The 17,828-nt window shown below is 67.6% G+C and carries 18 protein-coding genes; 3 read left to right on the top strand and 15 right to left on the bottom strand.

The window, feature by feature from the left end; genetic code table 11:
* Positions 1–75: 75 nt before the first annotated feature.
* The 12 genes from AC1RAA_RS15095 to AC1RAA_RS15150 are packed head-to-tail and all read right to left on the bottom strand — an operon-like array spanning position 76 to position 11,489.
* Complete coding sequence (locus tag AC1RAA_RS15095; RefSeq protein ID WP_492728443.1) at positions 76–777, bottom strand: transposase; 702 nt, start codon at positions 775–777, stop codon at positions 76–78.
* Positions 778–805: 28 nt separating this feature from the next.
* Positions 806–1,687 carry a class I SAM-dependent methyltransferase gene (locus AC1RAA_RS15100; RefSeq protein ID WP_492729808.1) on the bottom strand — a complete coding sequence of 294 codons (882 nt, stop codon included), beginning with the start codon at positions 1,685–1,687 and terminating at the stop codon, positions 806–808.
* A 14-nt stretch (positions 1,688–1,701) separates the two neighbouring features.
* Positions 1,702–2,277 (bottom strand): DUF1415 domain-containing protein, encoded by a 576-nt coding sequence (locus tag AC1RAA_RS15105; RefSeq protein WP_095949870.1) that lies wholly within the window; start codon positions 2,275–2,277, stop codon positions 1,702–1,704.
* Positions 2,274–3,560, bottom strand: a complete 1,287-nt coding sequence (locus tag AC1RAA_RS15110) for an MFS transporter (protein WP_492728440.1) — start codon at positions 3,558–3,560, stop codon at positions 2,274–2,276. Before AC1RAA_RS15110 ends, AC1RAA_RS15105 begins: the two co-directional genes overlap by 4 nt.
* Entirely contained in the window at positions 3,557–4,693 is a 1,137-nt protein-coding gene (locus AC1RAA_RS15115) for a deoxyguanosinetriphosphate triphosphohydrolase (protein ID WP_492728438.1), read from the bottom strand. Before AC1RAA_RS15115 ends, AC1RAA_RS15110 begins: the two co-directional genes overlap by 4 nt.
* Positions 4,690–5,814: a 3-dehydroquinate synthase gene (gene aroB / locus AC1RAA_RS15120; RefSeq protein ID WP_492728437.1), complete on the bottom strand. Its 1,125-nt coding sequence runs from the start codon at positions 5,812–5,814 to the stop codon at positions 4,690–4,692. Before aroB ends, AC1RAA_RS15115 begins: the two co-directional genes overlap by 4 nt.
* Before the next feature lie 33 nt (positions 5,815–5,847).
* Positions 5,848–6,396: a shikimate kinase gene (locus AC1RAA_RS15125; protein ID WP_119554249.1), complete on the bottom strand. Its 549-nt coding sequence runs from the start codon at positions 6,394–6,396 to the stop codon at positions 5,848–5,850.
* 23 nt (positions 6,397–6,419) lie between these two features.
* On the bottom strand, positions 6,420–8,570 hold the full coding sequence (locus AC1RAA_RS15130; RefSeq protein ID WP_492728435.1) for a type IV pilus secretin PilQ: 2,151 nt from the start codon (positions 8,568–8,570) through the stop codon (positions 6,420–6,422).
* Positions 8,567–9,109 (bottom strand): pilus assembly protein PilP, encoded by a 543-nt coding sequence (locus AC1RAA_RS15135; protein ID WP_070059946.1) that lies wholly within the window; start codon positions 9,107–9,109, stop codon positions 8,567–8,569. The genes AC1RAA_RS15130 and AC1RAA_RS15135 overlap by 4 nt, the downstream gene beginning before the upstream one ends.
* On the bottom strand, positions 9,106–9,786 hold the full coding sequence (locus AC1RAA_RS15140) for a type IV pilus inner membrane component PilO (protein ID WP_062471770.1): 681 nt from the start codon (positions 9,784–9,786) through the stop codon (positions 9,106–9,108). The genes AC1RAA_RS15135 and AC1RAA_RS15140 overlap by 4 nt, the downstream gene beginning before the upstream one ends.
* 6 nt (positions 9,787–9,792) lie before the next feature.
* Entirely contained in the window at positions 9,793–10,413 is a 621-nt protein-coding gene (locus tag AC1RAA_RS15145) for a PilN domain-containing protein (protein WP_492728433.1), read from the bottom strand.
* Positions 10,410–11,489, bottom strand: coding sequence for a pilus assembly protein PilM (locus tag AC1RAA_RS15150; RefSeq protein WP_341888394.1), 1,080 nt, complete (start codon positions 11,487–11,489; stop codon positions 10,410–10,412). Before AC1RAA_RS15150 ends, AC1RAA_RS15145 begins: the two co-directional genes overlap by 4 nt.
* 251 nt (positions 11,490–11,740) lie before the next feature.
* Between AC1RAA_RS15150 and AC1RAA_RS15155 the strand changes: the two genes are divergently transcribed.
* On the top strand, positions 11,741–14,152 hold the full coding sequence (locus AC1RAA_RS15155; protein WP_169805026.1) for a penicillin-binding protein 1A: 2,412 nt from the start codon (positions 11,741–11,743) through the stop codon (positions 14,150–14,152).
* A 24-nt stretch (positions 14,153–14,176) separates the two neighbouring features.
* On the opposite strand, the gene cyaY is transcribed toward AC1RAA_RS15155, so the two are convergent.
* Complete coding sequence (gene cyaY / locus AC1RAA_RS15160; protein ID WP_487847961.1) at positions 14,177–14,512, bottom strand: iron donor protein CyaY; 336 nt, start codon at positions 14,510–14,512, stop codon at positions 14,177–14,179.
* A gap of 12 nt (positions 14,513–14,524) precedes the next feature.
* Here cyaY and lptM point away from each other — a divergent pair, with 12 nt between their 5' ends.
* Positions 14,525–14,776: an LPS translocon maturation chaperone LptM gene (lptM, locus tag AC1RAA_RS15165; protein ID WP_062471782.1), complete on the top strand. Its 252-nt coding sequence runs from the start codon at positions 14,525–14,527 to the stop codon at positions 14,774–14,776.
* Positions 14,773–16,050, top strand: coding sequence for a diaminopimelate decarboxylase (lysA, locus tag AC1RAA_RS15170; protein ID WP_492728430.1), 1,278 nt, complete (start codon positions 14,773–14,775; stop codon positions 16,048–16,050). The genes lptM and lysA overlap by 4 nt, the downstream gene beginning before the upstream one ends.
* A 7-nt stretch (positions 16,051–16,057) precedes the next feature.
* Here the strand turns inward: lysA and msrQ are convergent, their stop codons facing one another.
* Positions 16,058–16,711, bottom strand: coding sequence for a protein-methionine-sulfoxide reductase heme-binding subunit MsrQ (gene msrQ, locus AC1RAA_RS15175; RefSeq protein ID WP_070059976.1), 654 nt, complete (start codon positions 16,709–16,711; stop codon positions 16,058–16,060).
* Between the two features lie 31 nt (positions 16,712–16,742).
* Entirely contained in the window at positions 16,743–17,756 is a 1,014-nt protein-coding gene (gene msrP / locus AC1RAA_RS15180; RefSeq protein ID WP_492728428.1) for a protein-methionine-sulfoxide reductase catalytic subunit MsrP, read from the bottom strand.
* Between the last annotated feature and the right edge of the window lie 72 nt (positions 17,757–17,828).

The raw sequence follows: 17,828 nt of genomic DNA on the forward strand, positions 1-17,828 counted from the left end.
CTTGTCAGAATTAAATTGGGGACATATTAAAAACAGCAGCACGACGCCCAACAAGGGTGCGGCTTTCGGCCGCTTTCAGTCCGGATCTTTGGCCGGCGCAGGCGGTCGGCCGGCCTTGGCCTTGATCACGCGGCGCTCGGTGGACTTCTGCAACGCGTCCAGAAAACCGTCGTCGCCGGCCGCCCAGCCGCGCAGGGTGGCCTCGGTCAGGGCCTGCTGATCGGCCGCGCGAACCCCGCCACGCACCAGTTCGGCATACGCCGCCTCCCGCGCGAAGGGCGTGTTGCCGAGCTCCCAGTACAGCGGATGCGGCGTCAGCAGCCGGTCTTGCCGCAGGCCGGCGTAGTGGCCGTAGCTGGACCACGGGAAGTCGCGCGCTTCGGTGACCATGCCGGCGCGCACCGGATTCAGGTCGATGTAGGCCATGCAGGTCAGCAGGTAGCGCTCGGTCTGGATCAGGGTCGATCTGTAGCGCCCTTCCCACAAGGTGCCGCTGCGGCCATGGCGGTCGTTGAAGTAGCGCACGTAGCTGCGCCCGACCGACTGCATGAACTGCGGCAGGCCCGTGGCACTGTCGGGCGTGGCCAGCAGGTGGAAGTGGTTGTCCATCAGCACGTAGGCATGCAGCGCGATGCCGAAGCGCGCGGCATTCTCGGCCAGCAGGCCGAGCAGCTTCTCGTGGTCGGCGCGGTCCACGAAGATCGGCTGGCGGTTGTTGCCGCGCTGGATCACGTGGTGCGGCATGCCGGCCAACGTGAGACGGGGGAGACGGGCCATGGGGACGTGGACGACGCCGTCCGAATACTCAGTCCGTCAGGCGGAAGCGCGTGTCGCCCAGCGTGTCGAGCCCGAACTGCGCCAGCAGCTCGCGCAGCCGCGTCGCCGCGCTCGCCTTGCGCTGGCCGGTGTAGCGCGCCAGGATCAGCTCGTTCTTCATGCTGTGCTCCCAGCCGACCAGTTCAGTGACCGTCACGCTGTAGCCGTTGGCTTCCAGGTACAGGCAGCGCAGCACGTTGGTGAGCTGGCTGCCGATCTCGCGCGTGTGCAGCGGATGGCGCCACAGCTCGGCCAGCGGCGTGCGCGACAGGGCCAGCGCCTTGGTCTCGCGCAGGCAGGCCGCCACTTCGGCCTGGCAGCAAGGCACGAGCACCATGCAGCGCGCTTTCTTGGCAAGGCCGAAGGCGATGGCGTCGTCGGTGGCGGTGTCGCAGGCGTGCAGCGCGGTGACCACGTCGATCTGCGCCGGCAGCTCGCTGGCCTGCGCCGACTCGGCCACGGTGAGGTTCAGGAACGACATGCGCCCGAAGCCCAGCTGCTGCGCCAGCGCGCGGGAGCGCTCGACCAGCTCGCTGCGCGTCTCGATGCCGTAGACATGGCTGCCCTGCCGCGCGCGGAAGAACAGGTCGTAGATGATGAAGCCGAGGTACGACTTGCCCGCCCCGTGGTCGGCCAGCGTCGCCTCGGCACCCTCGCCGGGCAACTCGCGCAGCAGTTGCTCGATGAACTGGAACAGGTGATAGACCTGCTTGAGCTTGCGCCGCGAATCCTGGTTGAGCCGGCCTTCGCGCGTGAGGATGTGCAGCTCCTTGAGGAGCTCGACGGACTGGCCCGGCCGCAGGACTTCGGCCAGCTCGGCCTCGGCCTTCGCAGCCTTGTTGGTGGGGTGGGCTTTCGCGGGACGGGGCATGGTGTTCTTGTTGTTCATGGCGTGGCGCTTCCCGGGCCGACGTCGAGCGCGGTCCAGCCGTCGGGGCCCAGGGCTTCGAGCGTCTCGATGTTGCGCTCGAAGATCGCCTCGGCCTCGGGAAAGGCCTCGACCGCGCGGTCCATGCTGTCTTCACGCAGCAGGTGCAGCGTGGGGTACGGCGCGCGGTTGGTGGCGTTGGTAATGTCGTCGGCCTCGGTGCCGGCGAACTGGAAATGCGGATGGAAGCTGGCGAGCTGCAGCACGCCGTCGAAGCCCGCGCGGGCGAGCTTGCGCTCGGCGCGCTCCGTGAAATCGTTGAAGTCGAGAAAATCCGCCAGGGCGTGGGGGACGATCAGCAAGGTGGTGTCGCGCACCTCGGCATCGAGCGCCACGAGCGCGCGGGCCTCGGCCAGCAGCGCATCGATGAGGCGGCCTTCGTGGGTGTCGAGGTAGGTGACGTAGTGGATCTGCCCCTTCACATGCACCGCCTTGGCGAAGGGGCACAGGTTGAGGCCGATCACGGCGCGTTCGAGCCAGCGGCGGGTGTCGGCTTCGGCCTGCGCGGCGTCGATGACCGTCGGGTCGCTCATACCGTGGCCTCCGTCAGTCGGCGGATGCGCCCGAGGCGCGCGGCGACCGCCATGCCGGCGAGCGAGCAGGCCAGCGTGGCGGTCCAGGTCCAGTGCCAGCCGCCGACGCGGTGCGCCAGCCAGGCCACCGCGGGCGGCGCCAGGAACTGGCCGAGCGACGACGCCTGCTGCATCAGGCCAACGGTGGTCGAGACGGTGCTCGGCCCCGGCGCCAGCCGCACGCCCAGCAGGAACAGCGTGGCCGGCACCATGCCGCCGCCGAGCGAAAAGGCACAGATCGCGGCATAGCGCAGCGCGGGCGGCAGGCCCAGCGCCTCGGCGCCGGCGCCCTGCCCCACCTGCGCGAAGGCGGCGACGCCGCCCAGCGCCATGGCCAGGAAACCCCATTGCAGCAGGCGCTCGGGCGCCACGCCGCGCTGCAGCCAGCGGCCACCCATGAGGTTGCCGACGATGTTCATCGCCGCGGCCAGCGCGGTCAGCACCGCGCTCCAGGCGGCCGGCACCTTGGCGTCGGCATAGATCGCGGGCAGGAAACCGATCACGGCCATCCACTGAGACGAGTACACGGCGAAGGTCAACGCGACCAGCCACGGCGCGCGCGCGCCGACCGTCTCGCGCAGCCGCGACGCCCAACCGGACGATGCTGGCTGCGGGCTTGCGCCGGCCACACGGGGCCGGTCGCGCGGCACCGACAGCCACACCCAGAGTGCCGCACCCGCCGACACCAGCGACAGCGTCCACCACCAGTCGGCCCATCCGCCCCAGGCGATCAGGGCCGGACCGATCAGCAGCGCCAGCGCCACGCCCAGCGGCATGTAGGCGCCCCACAGGCCCAGCGCGGCCTTGTCGGCGCCCGCCGGTGTCAGTGCTCGGATGAGTCCCGGGCCGGGCATCACCGCCATCAGGAAGCCGATGCCTTCGGCTGCGCGCAGCACGAACAGCCAGAGCACCGCGTGCGATCCGCCCAGCAGGCCGGCGCCGACGGCACCGCCCAGCAGGCTGGCCGTCGTCAGCACCGCCAGCCCGATCAGCATGCTGCGCCGCAGGCCGATGGAATCGGCCGCGAGCCCGGCCAGCAGCCCGAGCGTCATGCTCGCGACTTGGACCAGCGAAAGAAGGAAACCGGCTTCGACCAGGTCGATGCCCAGCGACGCCTGCAGCGCCGGCACGGCGGGCGGCAGCTTGCCCAGGTGCAGCGCGGCGCTGACGCCGCCCAACACGACGGCGAAAGCCGCGGCCGGCACGCGGGCCGACGCACTGCTCGAGCGCACGGCCGCCGTCATGCGATGCCCCGGCGGCCGGTCAGCCGTTCGTGCTCGCGCATGGCGAAGCGATCGGTCATGCCGGCGATGTAGTCGGCCACGGCGCGATGCCGGTCGCGGCGCTCGGCGTACGAGACGGGCATCTCGGTGCCGCGCGCCAGGTAGGCATCGAACAGCCCGCGCACGACCTCGCTCGCCTGGTCGGTGGTCTGCGTGACCTGCGGATGGCGATAGAGATTGCGGAACAGGAACTGCTTGAGCGCCTCCGACTGCGCCTGCATGACGCCGCTGAAGGCCACCAGCGGTGGCGCCTGGCGCACGGCGTCGGCATCGGCGGGCGCCAGCGCCTCGATGGCCGCGCGCGTCGTGTCGATCACGTCGTAGACCTGCGCGCTGAGCATGCGGCGGATGGTTTCATAGAGCACGCGCCGGCCCTGGCCCTGCAGGTGCGGATGCTCGGCCAGCGCTTCGCGGCGGTAGCGTTCGAACAGCTCCACATCGGCCAGCTGCTTGACGCTGATCAGGCCCGAGCGCACGCCGTCGTCGATGTCGTGCGCGTTGTAGGCGATGGCGTCGGCCAAGTTGCACAGCTGTGCCTCCAGCCCGGGCTGCGTGCGATCGAGAAAGCGACGGGCCACGCCCTGCGGCTCGGCCGCCTCGATGCGTTCGGCGTTGGCGCGCGAACAGTGCTTGAGGATGCCTTCGCGGGTCTCGAAGCTGAGGTTCAAGCCGTCGTACTGCGGGTAGCGGTGCTCCAGCGCATCGACCACACGCAGGCTCTGCAGGTTGTGCTCGAAGCCGCCGTGCTCGGCCATGCAGGCGTTGAGCGCGTCCTGGCCCGCGTGGCCGAAGGGCGTGTGGCCCAGGTCATGAGCCAGCGCGATCGCCTCGACCAGGTCTTCGTTGAGCCGCAGCGCGCGCGCGATGGAGCGGCCCAGTTGCGCGACTTCGAGCGAATGCGTGAGCCGCGTGCGGAACAGGTCGCCTTCGTGGTTCAGGAACACCTGGGTCTTGTAGACCAGCCGGCGGAAGGCGGTGGAATGGACGATGCGGTCGCGGTCGCGCTGGAAGGCGTCGCGCGTGGGCGCGGGCGGCTCCGCGTGGCGCCGTCCGCGCGAGCGCGCGGGGTGGCAAGCGTACGCCGCAAGACTCATGCCGCGCAGCACTGCGCGAGCACGTCGCGCACCATCGCGTCGGGCGCGCTGCGCACGACGGCGGAGCCGGGTCGGTCGATCACCACGAAGCGGATCTCGCCGGCTTCGGACTTCTTGTCGACGCGCATCAGCTCCAGATAGCGCTCGGCGCCCAGTGCCGGTCCCACGGTGGGCAGGCCGGCGCGCTCGATCAGGCGGGTGAGCCGCGCAACAAAGGCCGCGTCGACACCGCCGAGCCGCTGTGACAGCTGCGCCGCCATGACCATGCCGCAGCCGACGGCCTCGCCGTGCAGCCACTCGCCGTAGCCCAGCCCCGACTCGATGGCATGGCCGAAGGTGTGGCCGAAGTTGAGGATGGCGCGCAGGCCGGTCTCGCGCTCGTCCTGGCCGACCACCAGCGCCTTGATCTCGCAGCTGCGCTTCACGGCATGGGCCAGCGCGGCCGGGTCGCGCGCCACCAGCGCCTCGATGTTCGACTCGATCCAGTCGAAGAAAGCCATGTCGTAGATCGGGCCGTACTTGATGACCTCGGCGAGGCCGGCGCTCAGTTCGCGCGGCGGCAGCGTCTGCAGCGTGTTCAAGTCACACAGCACGAGCTGCGGCTGGTAGAACGCGCCAATCATGTTCTTGCCCAGCGGGTGGTTGATGGCCGTCTTGCCGCCCACCGAGGAATCGACCTGCGCCAGCAGCGTGGTCGGCACCTGCACGAAAGGCACGCCGCGCATGTAGCTGGCGGCCGCGAAGCCGGTCATGTCGCCCACCACCCCGCCGCCGAGCGCGAACAGCACCGTCTTGCGGTCGCTGCCGTGGCCCAGGAGGGCGTCGAAGATCAGGTTGAGCGTCTCGAGGTTCTTGTATGCCTCGCCGTCGGGCAACTCGAGCAGGTGGACCGTGCGAAAGCGCTTGGCCAGCACGGCCCGCAAGGCCTGCGCGTAGAGCGGCGCCACGGTGGTGTTGCTGACGATCAGCGCGCTGGCAGCCGCGGGAACGCCACTGAAGCTGGCGGGGTCTTCCAGCAGGCCGCCGCCGATCAGGATCGGGTAGCTGCGCTCGCCGAGCTGGATCTCGACGCGTTCGGGCTTTGGCGGGGCGGAAAGTGCGGGCGAAACAGACAGGGACATGGCCGCGAGTTTAGGCGCTCGGGCCTGCCGGGGTCAGTCCGAGGGCTCTTCCGGATGGGCGCCGGGTTCGACCACCCCGGCCAGTTCGAGCTGCATCACGATGAGGTTGACCAGCACCGCGATCGACGGCCGGCCGGTGTCGACCACGTCGTGGGCCGTTTCCCGGTAGAACGGGTCGCGCGCGTCGTGCAGTTCGCGCAGCCGGCCCAGCGGGTCGGCCACCTGCAGGAGCGGGCGCTTGACATCGTGGCGCAGACGCCGGAACAGGTCTTCGGGCGAGGAGCGCAGGTAGATGACGTGGAAATGGCCGCGCAACTGCTGGCGGTTGGCCTCGCGCAGCACGGCGCCACCGCCGGTCGCCAGCACGCCGTGGGGGTGGGCGGCCAGGTCGGCAATGACCGCCTGCTCGATGTCGCGGAAGGCGGCTTCGCCCTCGCGGTCGAAGAAATCACGGATCGTGCAGCCGATGCGCTGCTCGATCACATGATCGGTGTCGATGAAGGGAGTGTTCAGCCGAGCGCCCAGCCGCCGGCCCACTGCGGACTTTCCGGCGCCGGGCAACCCGACAAGTGCGACCGCCACGCGGTGGCTGCTACGCCCGCGCGTCAGCGCGCGGCGTTGCGGTCGGTAATCATCTTCGGGGTGATAAAGACGAGCATTTCGGTCTTGTTGGCAACGCGTTCGCGCTTGCGGAACAATGCCCCCATGTAGGGGATTTCACCCAGCACCGGCACGCGCGATTCGTCATTGGTTTCGGTGAGCTCGAAGATACCACCGATGACGACCGTGCCGCCGTTCTCGACCAGCACCTCGGTCTGCACGTGCTTGGTGTTGATGGCCGGGCCCGCCGAGGTGTTGACGCCGCGGGCGTCCTTGCTCACGTCCAGCGTGAGGATGATGTTGCCTTCGGGCGTGATCTGCGGCGTGACTTCAAGCTTGAGCACCGCCTTGCGGAACGAGATCGAGGTCGCGCCGCTGGAGGTGGCCTGCTGGTAGGGGATTTCCTCGCCCTGCTCGATCAGCGCCTTGGTCTGGTCGGCCGTGATGACGCGGGGGCTGGAGACCAGCTTGCCCTTGCCATCGGCTTCGAGGGCCGAGATTTCGAGGTTCAGCATGCGCGACAAGCTCGAGTTGAACAGCGAGATCGCGAAGGTGCCCGCGGCGTTACCGGTGCCGCCAGCGTCGCCGGCGGGCAGGTTGATGAAGTTGGAGTTGGTCCAGGTGGCTGCTGCGCCGCCGACGCCGCCGGCGTTGGTGGTGGCAGGCATGACACCGAAGGTGCCGTAGGCCGGATTGCCGTTGGCCGACGCGACGCGTTCGCGGGAGATGCCGCCGCCCATCCGCACGCCGAGCGACTTGCCGAAGGTGTCCGAGGCTTCCACGATGCGCGCTTCGATCAGCACCTGGCGGACTGGAATGTCCAGCTTCTGGATCAGGTCGGTGACCTGCGCCAGGCGCGAGGGAATGTCGGACACGAACAGCTGGTTGGTCCGCGATTCGGCGATCACGCTGCCGCGGGGGCTCAGGATGCGCGAGGTCGCGCCGCCACCGCCACCACCGCCGCCACCCGCCGATGCACCAGTCCCCGTCAAGCCCTGTGCAATCGCAATGGCCTTCGTGTAGTTCAACTGGAACGACTGCGTGCGCAGCGGCTCCAGGTTCTCGATCGCCGCCTTGGCTTCGAACTCGAGCTTTTCCTTGGCGTTGATCTCGTCCTTGGGCGCGATCCACAGGACGCTACCGTTCTTGCGCATGCCCAGGTTCTTCGCCTGCATGATGATGTCGAGTGCCTGGTCCCAGGGCACGTCCTTCAGACGCAGCGTCAGTGCGCCGCTGACCGAATCCGAGGTCACGATGTTGAAGTTCGTGAAGTCGGCAATCACCTGCAGCAGCGAGCGGATCTCGATGTTCTGGAAGTTGAGCGACAGCTTCTCGCCGTTGTAGCCAACGCCTTGCGTGAGCTTGCTCGGGTCGACCTTGCGCGCGCGCACTTCCACCACGAACTGGTTCTCGCTCTGGTAGGCGCTGTGCTCCCAGTCGCCCTTGGCATCGATCGTCATGCGCACGCGGTCGCCCGACTGCTGCGAGGTGATCAGCTGCACCGGCGTGCCGAAGTCGGCCACGTCGAGGCGGCGGCGCAGGCCTTCGGGCAGCGTCGACTTGGTGAACTCCACGACCAGGCTCTTGCCCTGCTGCTTCACATCGACGCCGACCTGGTTGTTCGGCAGGTCGACCAGCACGCGACCGGTGTTGTCGGCGCCCAGGCGGAAATCGACATCGCGCAGCGGCAGCGTGTCGCGGTTGCGGTTCTCTGCAAAAGTGGTCGCCGCGGAAGCGACGAGTGCCGTGCCAGCCACCGGCTCGAGCACCACCAGCAGCGACTTGCCCTGGATCTCGGCCTTGTACGCCGTGGCCTGCTTCAGGTTCAGCACCACACGGCTGCGGTCACCGGCCTGCACCACGTTGACCGAGCGCAGGTTGCCCTGGTTCACCTCGATGGCCGAACGCCCGATGGCGTTCGTCACGCCCGGGAAGTCCAGCGCGATGCGCGCCGGCGTCTGCACGGAGAACCCGGCAGGCACGGCGGTGAGCGGCTGCGCCAGGTCGATGCGGATCACTTCCGCGCCCGACTGGGTCGAGCTCGTCACCGACTCGATCGCGTTTTGCGCATGGGCGACGGCCAGGGCACCGAAAGCCAGCAGACCCAGCCCGGCGGCGCGCAGCCACTGTGCCATCGTTGATTTTTTATGGTTCATTTCGCACTCTCTTGCAACTGCAGCGTGGCTACGCGTTCGATCCATTCGCCCGCGGCGTCCTGCACGATCTCGCGCAGGGCAACTTCGGTTTCGTTGATACGGGTGATGCGCCCGTAGTTGAGCCCCAGGTATTCGCCGACGCGCACCTTGTAGAGCAGCTTGTCCACACGCACGAGCGCCACCGGCTGGCCGTTGCGGTTCATGCTGCCAACCATCGCCATCGTGTCGAGCGGGAACGCCTCGAGGGCTTCCTTGCGGCGCGCCAGTTCCGGCGCGATCAGCTCGGAGGTGCTCGGCTGGTTCGACTCCCGGCGCAGCGCCTGGGTCAGCTTCAGCATGTTGAAGGGCTCGAACGACGACGCCTCGGTGTAGGCCTGCGGCGTGAACTTCTTGGGTTCGGAGATCGGCGGCACCGAGGGCTTGATCTGGGCGCGCTGCTCGACCATCCAGCGCTGCAGGTCTTCCTGGTCGGAATCGCCGCAGGCGCTCAGGCCCAGCGTGGCCAATGCCAGCCACAGGACTTTGGCGACCGGCTTCATTTCTTCGCCTTCGGCGCCGTGGCGCGTTTCTGTGCGGCCCGCTCGTCTTCGTCGAGGTAGCGGTAGGTGCGCGCGGTGGCGTCCATCGTCAGCACGTCCTTGTCCTTCTGCGGTGTGACGGTCACGTTGTTGAGCGTCACGATGCGCGAAAGGCTGGCCACGTCGGCCGCGAAGGCGCCCATGTCGTGGTAGCGGCCCGTGACGCGCACGGCGATCGGCAGCTCTGCGTAGTAATCCTTGACCGACACTTGGCCCGGACGGAACAGTTCGAACTGCAGGCTGCGGCCGAGGCCGGCCTGGTTGATGTCCGAGAGCAGCGCGTCCATTTCCGCCTTGCTGGGCAGTTGCTTCTCGAGAAGGATCACGTACTGCTGCACCTGCTCGCGCTGCTTCTTCAGCAGGTCGAGGTTGGCGGCTTGCGCCACTTTCTTCTGGTAGTCGGTCCGGAGCGTGACTTCCTTGGCGCGCTCGGCTTCGAGTTCGTCGTTGGAATTGGTCAGCCAGACGAACCACAGGCCGACCAGCACCAGGGCAGCCAGGGCCAGGCACAGGGCGTAGCGCGGCACCGCCGGCCACATGGAAGGATCGTTCGGATTCAGTCCGCGGAACTGGTCGCCGAAGTTCCGCAGTGCGGTGGCGACGTCGACTTTGGGGAGGGATCGGTTGCTGATGGCCATGATCGGTTACCCCTTCGCCTGCGCCTTGGCGGCCAGGGCCTTATCGGCCTCCGCCTTCTGGGCGTCGGTGGGCCGCTTGAGGCCGATGCGCATCGTGAAGTTCGCCACGCGGCGCTGGTCGCGCTGGCTCAGGTTCACGTTGGCCGAGGTGATTTCGACCAGCTCGGGCTTCACCAGCCAGGGGCTGTTGTTGCCGAGGTTGCGCAGCAGCTCCGACACGCGCTCGTTCGACTGCGCCATGCCTTGCAGGGTCACGGTCTGGTTCTCCTGCTTCATGCTGGTGAGGTAGACGCCGTCGGGCAGTTGCCGGACGAGTTCGTTGAGCAGGTGCACGGGCAGATTGCGGTCGCCTTGCAGGTCTTCCACGGCCAGCTGGCGCGCGCGCAAGGCTGCGATTTCTTCCTGCAGTGTGGAGATTTCCTTGATCTCGACTTCGAGCTTCTTGATCTCGGCCTGAAGGAAACCGTTCTTCGATTGCTGGGCCGAAATCTGGGCCTCGAACCACAGGTAACCGAGGCCGGCGATCAGGGCGCCCAGCAGTGCGGCACCACCCAGGGTGCCGTAGAAGGCCTCGCGGCGGCGCTTGCGCGCGGCTTCGCGGTGCGGAAGCAGATTGATCAGGATCACTGCAGGAACCTCCGCATGGCCAGGCCGCAGGAGGTCAGATAGGAAGGCGCCTCACGGCGGACCTTCTTCTCGCGAATGCTGGGGCCGAAGTCCATGCCGTCGAACGGATTCACGAGCGAACAGGCAAAAGAGGTCTGGCGGGTCACGGCATTGGTCAGCCCCGGCAGCGACGACGATCCGCCCGCCAGCAGCACGTAATCGACGCGGTTGTGCGGCGTGCTGGTGAAGAAGAACTGCAGCGCCCGCGCGATTTCCTGCGCGATGCTTTCGACGAAGGGCTTGAGCACGCCCGAGCCGTAGTCGTCGGGCAGGTCGCCGCTGCGCTTCTTGGCTTCGGCTTCCTCGGCGGAAAAACCGTACTGGCGCACGATCAGCTGGCTCAATTGAGCACCGCCGAAGGCCTGGTCGCGGTCGTACAGCACTTCCTGGTTGCGCAGCACCTGCATGCTGGTCGTGAAGGCGCCGACTTCGAACAGCGCCACGATGGCGTCCACGCCCTTGCCCGGCAGTTGCTCGATCAGGCGCGCGGTTGCGAGGCGCGAGGCATACGACTCGACGTCGAGAATCATGGCCTTCAGGCCCGCGGCTTCCGCCAGGCCTTCGCGGTCCTGCACCTTCTCCTTGCGGGAGGCGGCGATCAGCACTTCCACGTCGCCAACGGAGCTCGTGCTCGGTCCTGTCACGCAGAAGTCGAGGCTCACTTCATCGAGCGAGAACGGGATGTACTGGTTGGCTTCGGATTCGACCTGAATCTCGAGTTCCTGCTCGCTCATGCCGCCCGGGAGAATGATCTTCTTGGTGATGACCGCCGAGGGCGGCAGTGCCAGCGCCACGTTGCGGGTCTTGGTGCCGCTCTTGCGCACGACGCGGCGCACGGCTTCGGCGACTTCGTCGAATTTCTCGACGTTGCCGTCGGTGATCCAGCCGCGTTCGAGCGGCTCGATGGCGCAGCGCTCCAGAACCAGCTTGCCGCTGGCCTCACGGCCGAGCTCCACCAGCTTCACGCTGGACGAACTGACGTCCAGTCCCAGCAGGGGGGCGTTCTGACGACGAAACAATGATCCAAGAGCAGCCAAGTTAGGTCCCTCTCCCCCTGTTATTTGTAACCAATGGAAAAATATGCGTTCGGTTGCATGCTAGCAGCAGGCACAGCGCCCACCAAGCGTGCAGAAAGCCCGGAACCGACAACCGTTGTCAAAACGTGACGTCAAAGCCGCATTCTGTAACTTTCTGCTTAGCCCCTGGAGAGGGAATGCGCGAGGTAACAAAGATCCGGAGGCGCCGAGGGGGCGGCTTTTTATAATGTCCGGTGACTCTCCGGGCCCCCATGCAAGAAACTTCCAGCCCGAAAGGGCGCGCCAAGACTCCTCCACCCGAACGCCCCTTCTGGCTGAAATGGCTGTTGCGTTTCGTGTTCTGGGGGGCGGGCATCGCTGCGGCGGGCCTGCTTTCCATCCTGTGCGTGGTGGCCGTGGCCCTGGCAGTGGCCTACCCCAACCTGCCGGACATCTCGGAACTCTCCGACTACCGACCCAAGCTGCCGCTGCGCGTGTTCTCCGCCGAAGGCACGCAGATCGGCGAGTTCGGGGAAGAGCGACGCAACCTCACTCCCATCGCCGCGATCCCCAAAGTGGTGAAGGACGCCGTCCTGGCCGCCGAAGACGCGCGCTTCTATGACCACGGCGGCGTCGACTACAAGGGGCTGGTCCGCGCCGGCCTCGCCAACCTGAACCGCGTGAAGAGCCAGGGCGCCTCCACCATCACGATGCAGGTGGCCCGCAACGTCTACCTGAGCTCCGAGAAGACGCTGACCCGCAAGATCTACGAGGTGCTGCTGACCTTCAAGCTGGAGCACCTGCTCACGAAGGACCAGATCTTCGAGATCTACCTGAACCAGATCTACCTGGGCAACCGCGCCTACGGCTTCGCGGCCGCGTCCGAGGCCTATTTCGGCAAGCCGCTGTCCGAGATGACGATCGCCCAGGCCGCCATGCTGGCCGGCCTGCCGAAGGCGCCCGGCGCCAACAACCCGGTCAACAACCCGCAGCGCGCACGCGGGCGCCAGTTCTACGTGATCGACCGCATGCAGGAAGCCGGCTTCATCACCGCCGAGCAGGCGGCCGAGGCCAAGAAGGAAGAGCTGCACCTGCGCGACGCCGCCGACCCGAACCGCCTGCACGCCGAGTACGTCGCCGAAACCGTGCGCCAGCTGATGTACGCGCAGTACGGCGACAGCACCTACACGCGCGGCCTCAAGGTCTACACCTCGCTGGTCGCCGCCGACCAGGCCGCGGCCTACAAGGCGCTGCGCAAGGGCATCATGGACTACGAGCGCCGTCAGGTGTACCGCGGCCCCGAGAAGTTCATCGACCTGCCGAACGACCCCAAGGAGCTCGACGAGGCGGTGGACGACGTGCTGAACGACCACCCCGACAACGGCGACGTGATGGCGGCCGTGGTGCTCAAGGCCACGCCCAAGGAGATCCAGGCCATCCGCGCCAACGGCGACGCCGTGCAGATCACGGGCGACGGCCTCAAGCCCGCGCAGTCCGGCCTGTCGGACAAGGCACCGCCCAACATCAAGATCCGCCGCGGCGCCGTGATCCGCGTCGCGAAGACGCCCAAGAACACCTGGGAAATCACCCAGCTGCCCGAGGTGGAAGGCGCGTTCGTGGCCATGGACCCGCGCGACGGCGCCATCAAGGCGCTGGTCGGCGGTTTCGACTTCGGCAAGAACAAGTTCAACCACGTCACGCAGGCGTGGCGCCAGCCGGGTTCGAGCTTCAAGCCCTTCATCTACTCGGCGGCGCTCGAAAAGGGCTTCACTCCCGCCACAGTGATCAACGACGGCCCGCTGTTCTTCGACGCCGGCACTACCGGCGGCCAGCCCTGGGAGCCCAAGAACTACGGCGGCGGCTTCGACGGTCCGATGTCGATGCGCACGGCGCTGATGAAGTCGCGCAACCTCGTGTCGATCCGCATCCTGCAATCCATCGGCACGCGCTACGCGCAAGACTGGATCACCAACTTCGGCTTCGACAAGGACAAGCACCCCGCCTACCTGCCGATGGCGCTCGGTGCCGGCGCCGTCACGCCGATGCAGATGGCGGTGGGCTATTCGGTGTTCGCCAACGGCGGCTACCGCGTGAATCCGTACCTCGTGACCCGCGTCACCGACCACAAGGACCGCGTGCTGGTCGACGTCCAGCCGCCGCTGCTCAATGAAGCCTCGCGCGCCATCCCGCAGCGCAACGCCTTCATCATGGACACGCTGCTGCAGTCCATCACGCGCGCCGGCACGGCCGCGAAGGCGCAGGCGATGCTCAAGCGCCCCGACCTCTACGGCAAGACCGGCACCACCAACGACTCGCTCGACGCCTGGTTCGCGGGCTTCCAGCCCACCATGACGGCGATCTCGTGGATCGGCTACGACACCCCACGCAACCTGGGCGACCGCGAAACCGGCGGCGGCCTGAGCCTGCCGATCTGGATCAACTACATGGAAACCGCCCTCAAGGGCGTGCCCGTGACCGACCTGTCGACCACGCCGCCTTCGGGCATCGTGAGCGTCGGCGGCGAGTGGTACTACGACGACTACGCGCCGGGCCGCGGCGTGTCGAGCCTGGGCGTGGAGTCTTCCGCGCCGGTGGCACCGGCCGAAGCCCTGAGTGGCCCGGCGATCAGCGCGCCTGCGCCGCCCGAGGAGCGCAACCGCATCCTCGACCTGTTCAGGAACTGATCAAGAAAGCGGGAAAGCGGCGGCTCAGGCCGCCGCTGCGAACACCAGCGGCAGCCCCGCCTGCAGGGTCGCCTCGCGCGACAGGTTGCCGAAGAATTCTTCCCCGGTCTTGGTGTCCACCCACACCCGGCCGTCGTGCCGGTAGTGGTAGCCGCCGGAGCGCGCCGCCAGCCAGATTTCCTGCAGCGGCTTCTGCAGGTTCACGATCAGCTGGCTGCCGTTGCGAAACGACATCGTGATCATCCCGCCGACCCGCTGGTTGTCGATGTCGGCGTCGGTCGCGTCGTTGATGCGGTCGCAGCCCTGCTCGATGGCAGCAAGCGCCGCCTCGGCGCGGTCCATGTACTCGGTGTCGGTCATTACAATTTCAGCATGTTGAATGTTCGCCAAATTCTAGTGAGCGCTCGCGCCCGCACCGCGCTCATGGTCTGCCTTGCCGCCAGCGCGGCCGGCCTTGCGGCGTGCGGACAGCGCGGCGCGCTCTATCTGCCGACCGATCCGGCGGCCGCCCAGCGCGCCACCTTGCCCCAATTGCTCACCCCCGGCGGCTCCAAAGCCTCCGACAACGAAGCGGCCCCCAAGCCCGCCGCAGCCAGCAGCGCCCCCGCCTCCCCCCAGAAATGACGACGAACACCCCCCTGCCCGGCCACCCCTACATCGCCCACCGCGACGGCGCCCTGCACGTCGAAGGCGTCGCGCTCGACGCGCTGGCACGCACGCACGGCACGCCGCTGTTCGTCTATTCGAAGCAGTGGATGCTCGACGCCCTGGCCGCCTACCAGCGCGGCTTCGAGGGCCGCGAGGCGCTGATCTGCTACGCGATGAAGGCCAATTCCTCGCTTGGCGTGCTGCGCGTGTTCGCCGAGGCCGGCTGCGGTTTCGACATCGTCTCCGGCGGCGAGTTGTCGCGCGTGCTGGCCGTGGGCGCCGACCCGAAGAAGATCATCTTCTCGGGCGTCGGCAAGACACGCGCCGAGATGCGCCAGGCCCTGGCGGCCGGCATCGCCTGCTTCAACGTCGAGAGCGAAGCCGAGCTCGACGTGCTCAACGAGGTGGCGCTGGCCGAGAAGGCGCGCGCGCCGATCAGCATCCGCATCAATCCGAACGTCGACCCGAAGACACACCCCTACATTTCCACGGGCCTGAAGGGCAACAAGTTCGGTATCGCGCACGACCGTGCGGTGCAAGCCTACCAGCACGCCGCCCGGCTGCCGGGCCTCGAAGTGGTCGGCATCGACTGCCACATCGGCTCGCAGATCACCGAAGCCTCGCCCTACCTGGACGCCTGCGACCGCGTGCTCGACCTGGTGGAAGCCATCGAGGCCGCCGGCGTGCCGATCCATCACCTGGACTTCGGCGGCGGCCTGGGCATCGACTACAACGGCGAAGTGCCGCCCAAGGCCGATGCGCTGTGGCTGCAGCTGCTCGCCAAGCTCGACGCGCGCGGCTTCGGCCAGCGCAAGCTGGTGATCGAACCCGGCCGCTCGCTGGTCGGCAATGCCGGCGTGTGCGTGACCGAGGTGCTTTACACGAAGCCCGGCGAGGACAAGAACTTCTGCATCGTCGACGCGGCCATGAACGACCTGCCGCGCCCCGCGATGTACCAGGCCTTCCAGAAGATCGTGCCGCTGCGCGAGCGCGCCGGCGACGCGCCGACCTACGACGTGGTGGGCCCGGTCTGCGAAAGCGGCGACTGGATCGGCCGCGATCGCGCACTCAACGTGGTGGCCGGCGACCTGCTGGCCGTGCTGTCGGCCGGTGCGTACTGCATGAGCATGGCCAGCAACTACAACACGCGCGGCCGTGCCGCCGAGGTGCTGGTGAGCGGCGCCGCAGCCAAGCTGATCCGCCGCCGCGAGACGATGGAAGACCAGCTGCGCGCCGAGATCGACGGCTGATCCCGTCTCAGCCGGTGCGCAGCGGCTTCTCGCTGCCGCGCACGGCCACTGCGGGCCTGGCTTGGCGCTTGCGCGCGAAATTCCAGACGCGCCACGCCAGCAGCACCCCGATGATCGCGGCGTAGACGAACACTTCGGCGAAGTTGTTCTTGCCCGCGCGCATCCAGAAGAAGTGCAGCAGCCCGAGCCCCGCGATCACGTAGACCAGCTTGTGCAGCAGCTGCCAGCGCTTGGCGCCCATCGCCTTGATCGCGCGGTTGAACGACGTGGCCGCCAGCGGCGTCAGCAGCACGAAGGCCGAGAAGCCCACCAGGATGAACGGCCGCTTGGCGATGTCCTTGGCGATCTCGCCCCACTCGAAGCCCATGTCGAACCAGCTGTAGCACAGCAGGTGCAGCACCACGTAGAAGTACGCGAACAGGCCCAGCATGCGACGCAGCCGCGCCAGCGCGTTGAGCTTGGCGATCACGCGCAGCGGCGTCACCGCCAGCACGATGCAGATGAAGCGCAAGGTCCAGTCGCCCGTCGCGCGGATCAGGAACTCGGCCGGGTTCGCGCCCAGCCCGTCGGTGAAAGCACCGAAGGCCAGCCGCGCGAACGGCAGCAGGCACAGCAGGAAGACGACCGGCTTGGTCGCCGGGTGCATGAGCAGCTTGTTCAGCATGGCGCAACGACCGGGCGGGCGCGCCCGCTCAGTAGTTCTTCTTCAGGTCCATGCCGGCGTAGAGCTGGCCGACCTGCGCCTCGTAGCCGTTGAACATCTCGGTCTTGCGCCGCTTCGCGAACAGGCCGCCGCCGTCGCCGATGCGACGCTCGGTCGCCTGGCTCCAGCGCGGATGGTCGACGCTCGGGTTCACGTTCGAATAGAAGCCGTACTCCTGCGCCGCCGCCTTGTTCCAGGCCGTGCTCGGCTCCTTCTCGACGAAGCGGATCTTGACGATCGACTTGGCCGACTTGAAGCCGTACTTCCATGGCACCACGAGCCGCACCGGCGCGCCGTTCTGGTTGGGCAGCACCTCGCCGTACATGCCGAAGGCCAGCAGCGTGAGCGGGTGCATCGCCTCGTCCATGCGCAGGCCTTCGGTGTAGGGCCAGTCGAGCACGCGCGAGCCTACGAAGGGCATGGTCTTCGGATCGGCCAGCGTCACGAACTCGACGAACTTGGCGTTGCCCTGCGGCTCGACCTTCTTGATGAGCTCGGCCAGCGAGTAGCCCACCCACGGGATCACCATCGACCAGCCCTCGACGCAGCGCAGGCGGTAGATGCGCTCTTCCTGCGCGCTGAGCTTGAGCAGGTCTTCGATGCCGTACTTGCCCGGCTTCTTGACCAGCCCCTCGACCTCCACGGTCCACGGCCGCGTCTTGAGGGTGCCGGCGTTCTTCACCGGATCGCCCTTGTCGACGCCGAACTCGTAGTAGTTGTTGTAGCTGCTCGCGTCCTTGTAATCGGTGAGCTTTTCCATCGTCTGCGCGCCCGGCACGGCCGACTTGGCGCCCGGCAGCAGGGCCAGCTTGTGCGGGCCGGTCGCCTGGGCGAAGGCCTCGCGCCCGGCGAAGGTGGCGAGCGCCGCACCCGCGGCACCGCCGGCCATCAGCTTGAGCAGGTCGCGCCGGCCTTCGTAGGCGGCGCGCGGCGTGATCTCGCTCGACAGCGGATGGGTGAACCCCTGGGTGTCGCGACGGTGCGAACGGGAATGGAACGACATGGCAGGCCTTTCGCGTGAATCGTTGTGCTCAGGGTAGTTCGTGACATGCCCCGGTTTGGTTACGCGCCATGG

Source organism: Variovorax sp. GW823-FHT04F07 (assembly GCF_058795995.1).

Excerpts from the sequence above, each read along its gene's own strand:
- AC1RAA_RS15095 (WP_492728443.1), bottom strand. The coding sequence starts at position 777 with ATGGCCCGTCTCCCCCGTCTCACGTTGGCCGGCATGCCGCACCACGTG.
- AC1RAA_RS15100 (WP_492729808.1), bottom strand. The coding sequence starts at position 1,687 with ATGCCCCGTCCCGCGAAAGCCCACCCCACCAACAAGGCTGCGAAGGCC.
- AC1RAA_RS15105 (WP_095949870.1), bottom strand. The coding sequence starts at position 2,277 with ATGAGCGACCCGACGGTCATCGACGCCGCGCAGGCCGAAGCCGACACC.
- AC1RAA_RS15110 (WP_492728440.1), bottom strand. The coding sequence starts at position 3,560 with ATGACGGCGGCCGTGCGCTCGAGCAGTGCGTCGGCCCGCGTGCCGGCC.
- AC1RAA_RS15115 (WP_492728438.1), bottom strand. The coding sequence starts at position 4,693 with ATGAGTCTTGCGGCGTACGCTTGCCACCCCGCGCGCTCGCGCGGACGG.
- aroB (WP_492728437.1), bottom strand. The coding sequence starts at position 5,814 with ATGTCCCTGTCTGTTTCGCCCGCACTTTCCGCCCCGCCAAAGCCCGAA.
- AC1RAA_RS15130 (WP_492728435.1), bottom strand. The coding sequence starts at position 8,570 with ATGAACCATAAAAAATCAACGATGGCACAGTGGCTGCGCGCCGCCGGG.
- AC1RAA_RS15135 (WP_070059946.1), bottom strand. The coding sequence starts at position 9,109 with ATGAAGCCGGTCGCCAAAGTCCTGTGGCTGGCATTGGCCACGCTGGGC.
- AC1RAA_RS15140 (WP_062471770.1), bottom strand. The coding sequence starts at position 9,786 with ATGGCCATCAGCAACCGATCCCTCCCCAAAGTCGACGTCGCCACCGCA.
- AC1RAA_RS15155 (WP_169805026.1), top strand. The coding sequence starts at position 11,741 with ATGCAAGAAACTTCCAGCCCGAAAGGGCGCGCCAAGACTCCTCCACCC.
- cyaY (WP_487847961.1), bottom strand. The coding sequence starts at position 14,512 with ATGACCGACACCGAGTACATGGACCGCGCCGAGGCGGCGCTTGCTGCC.
- lptM (WP_062471782.1), top strand. The coding sequence starts at position 14,525 with ATGTTGAATGTTCGCCAAATTCTAGTGAGCGCTCGCGCCCGCACCGCG.
- lysA (WP_492728430.1), top strand. The coding sequence starts at position 14,773 with ATGACGACGAACACCCCCCTGCCCGGCCACCCCTACATCGCCCACCGC.
- msrP (WP_492728428.1), bottom strand. The coding sequence starts at position 17,756 with ATGTCGTTCCATTCCCGTTCGCACCGTCGCGACACCCAGGGGTTCACC.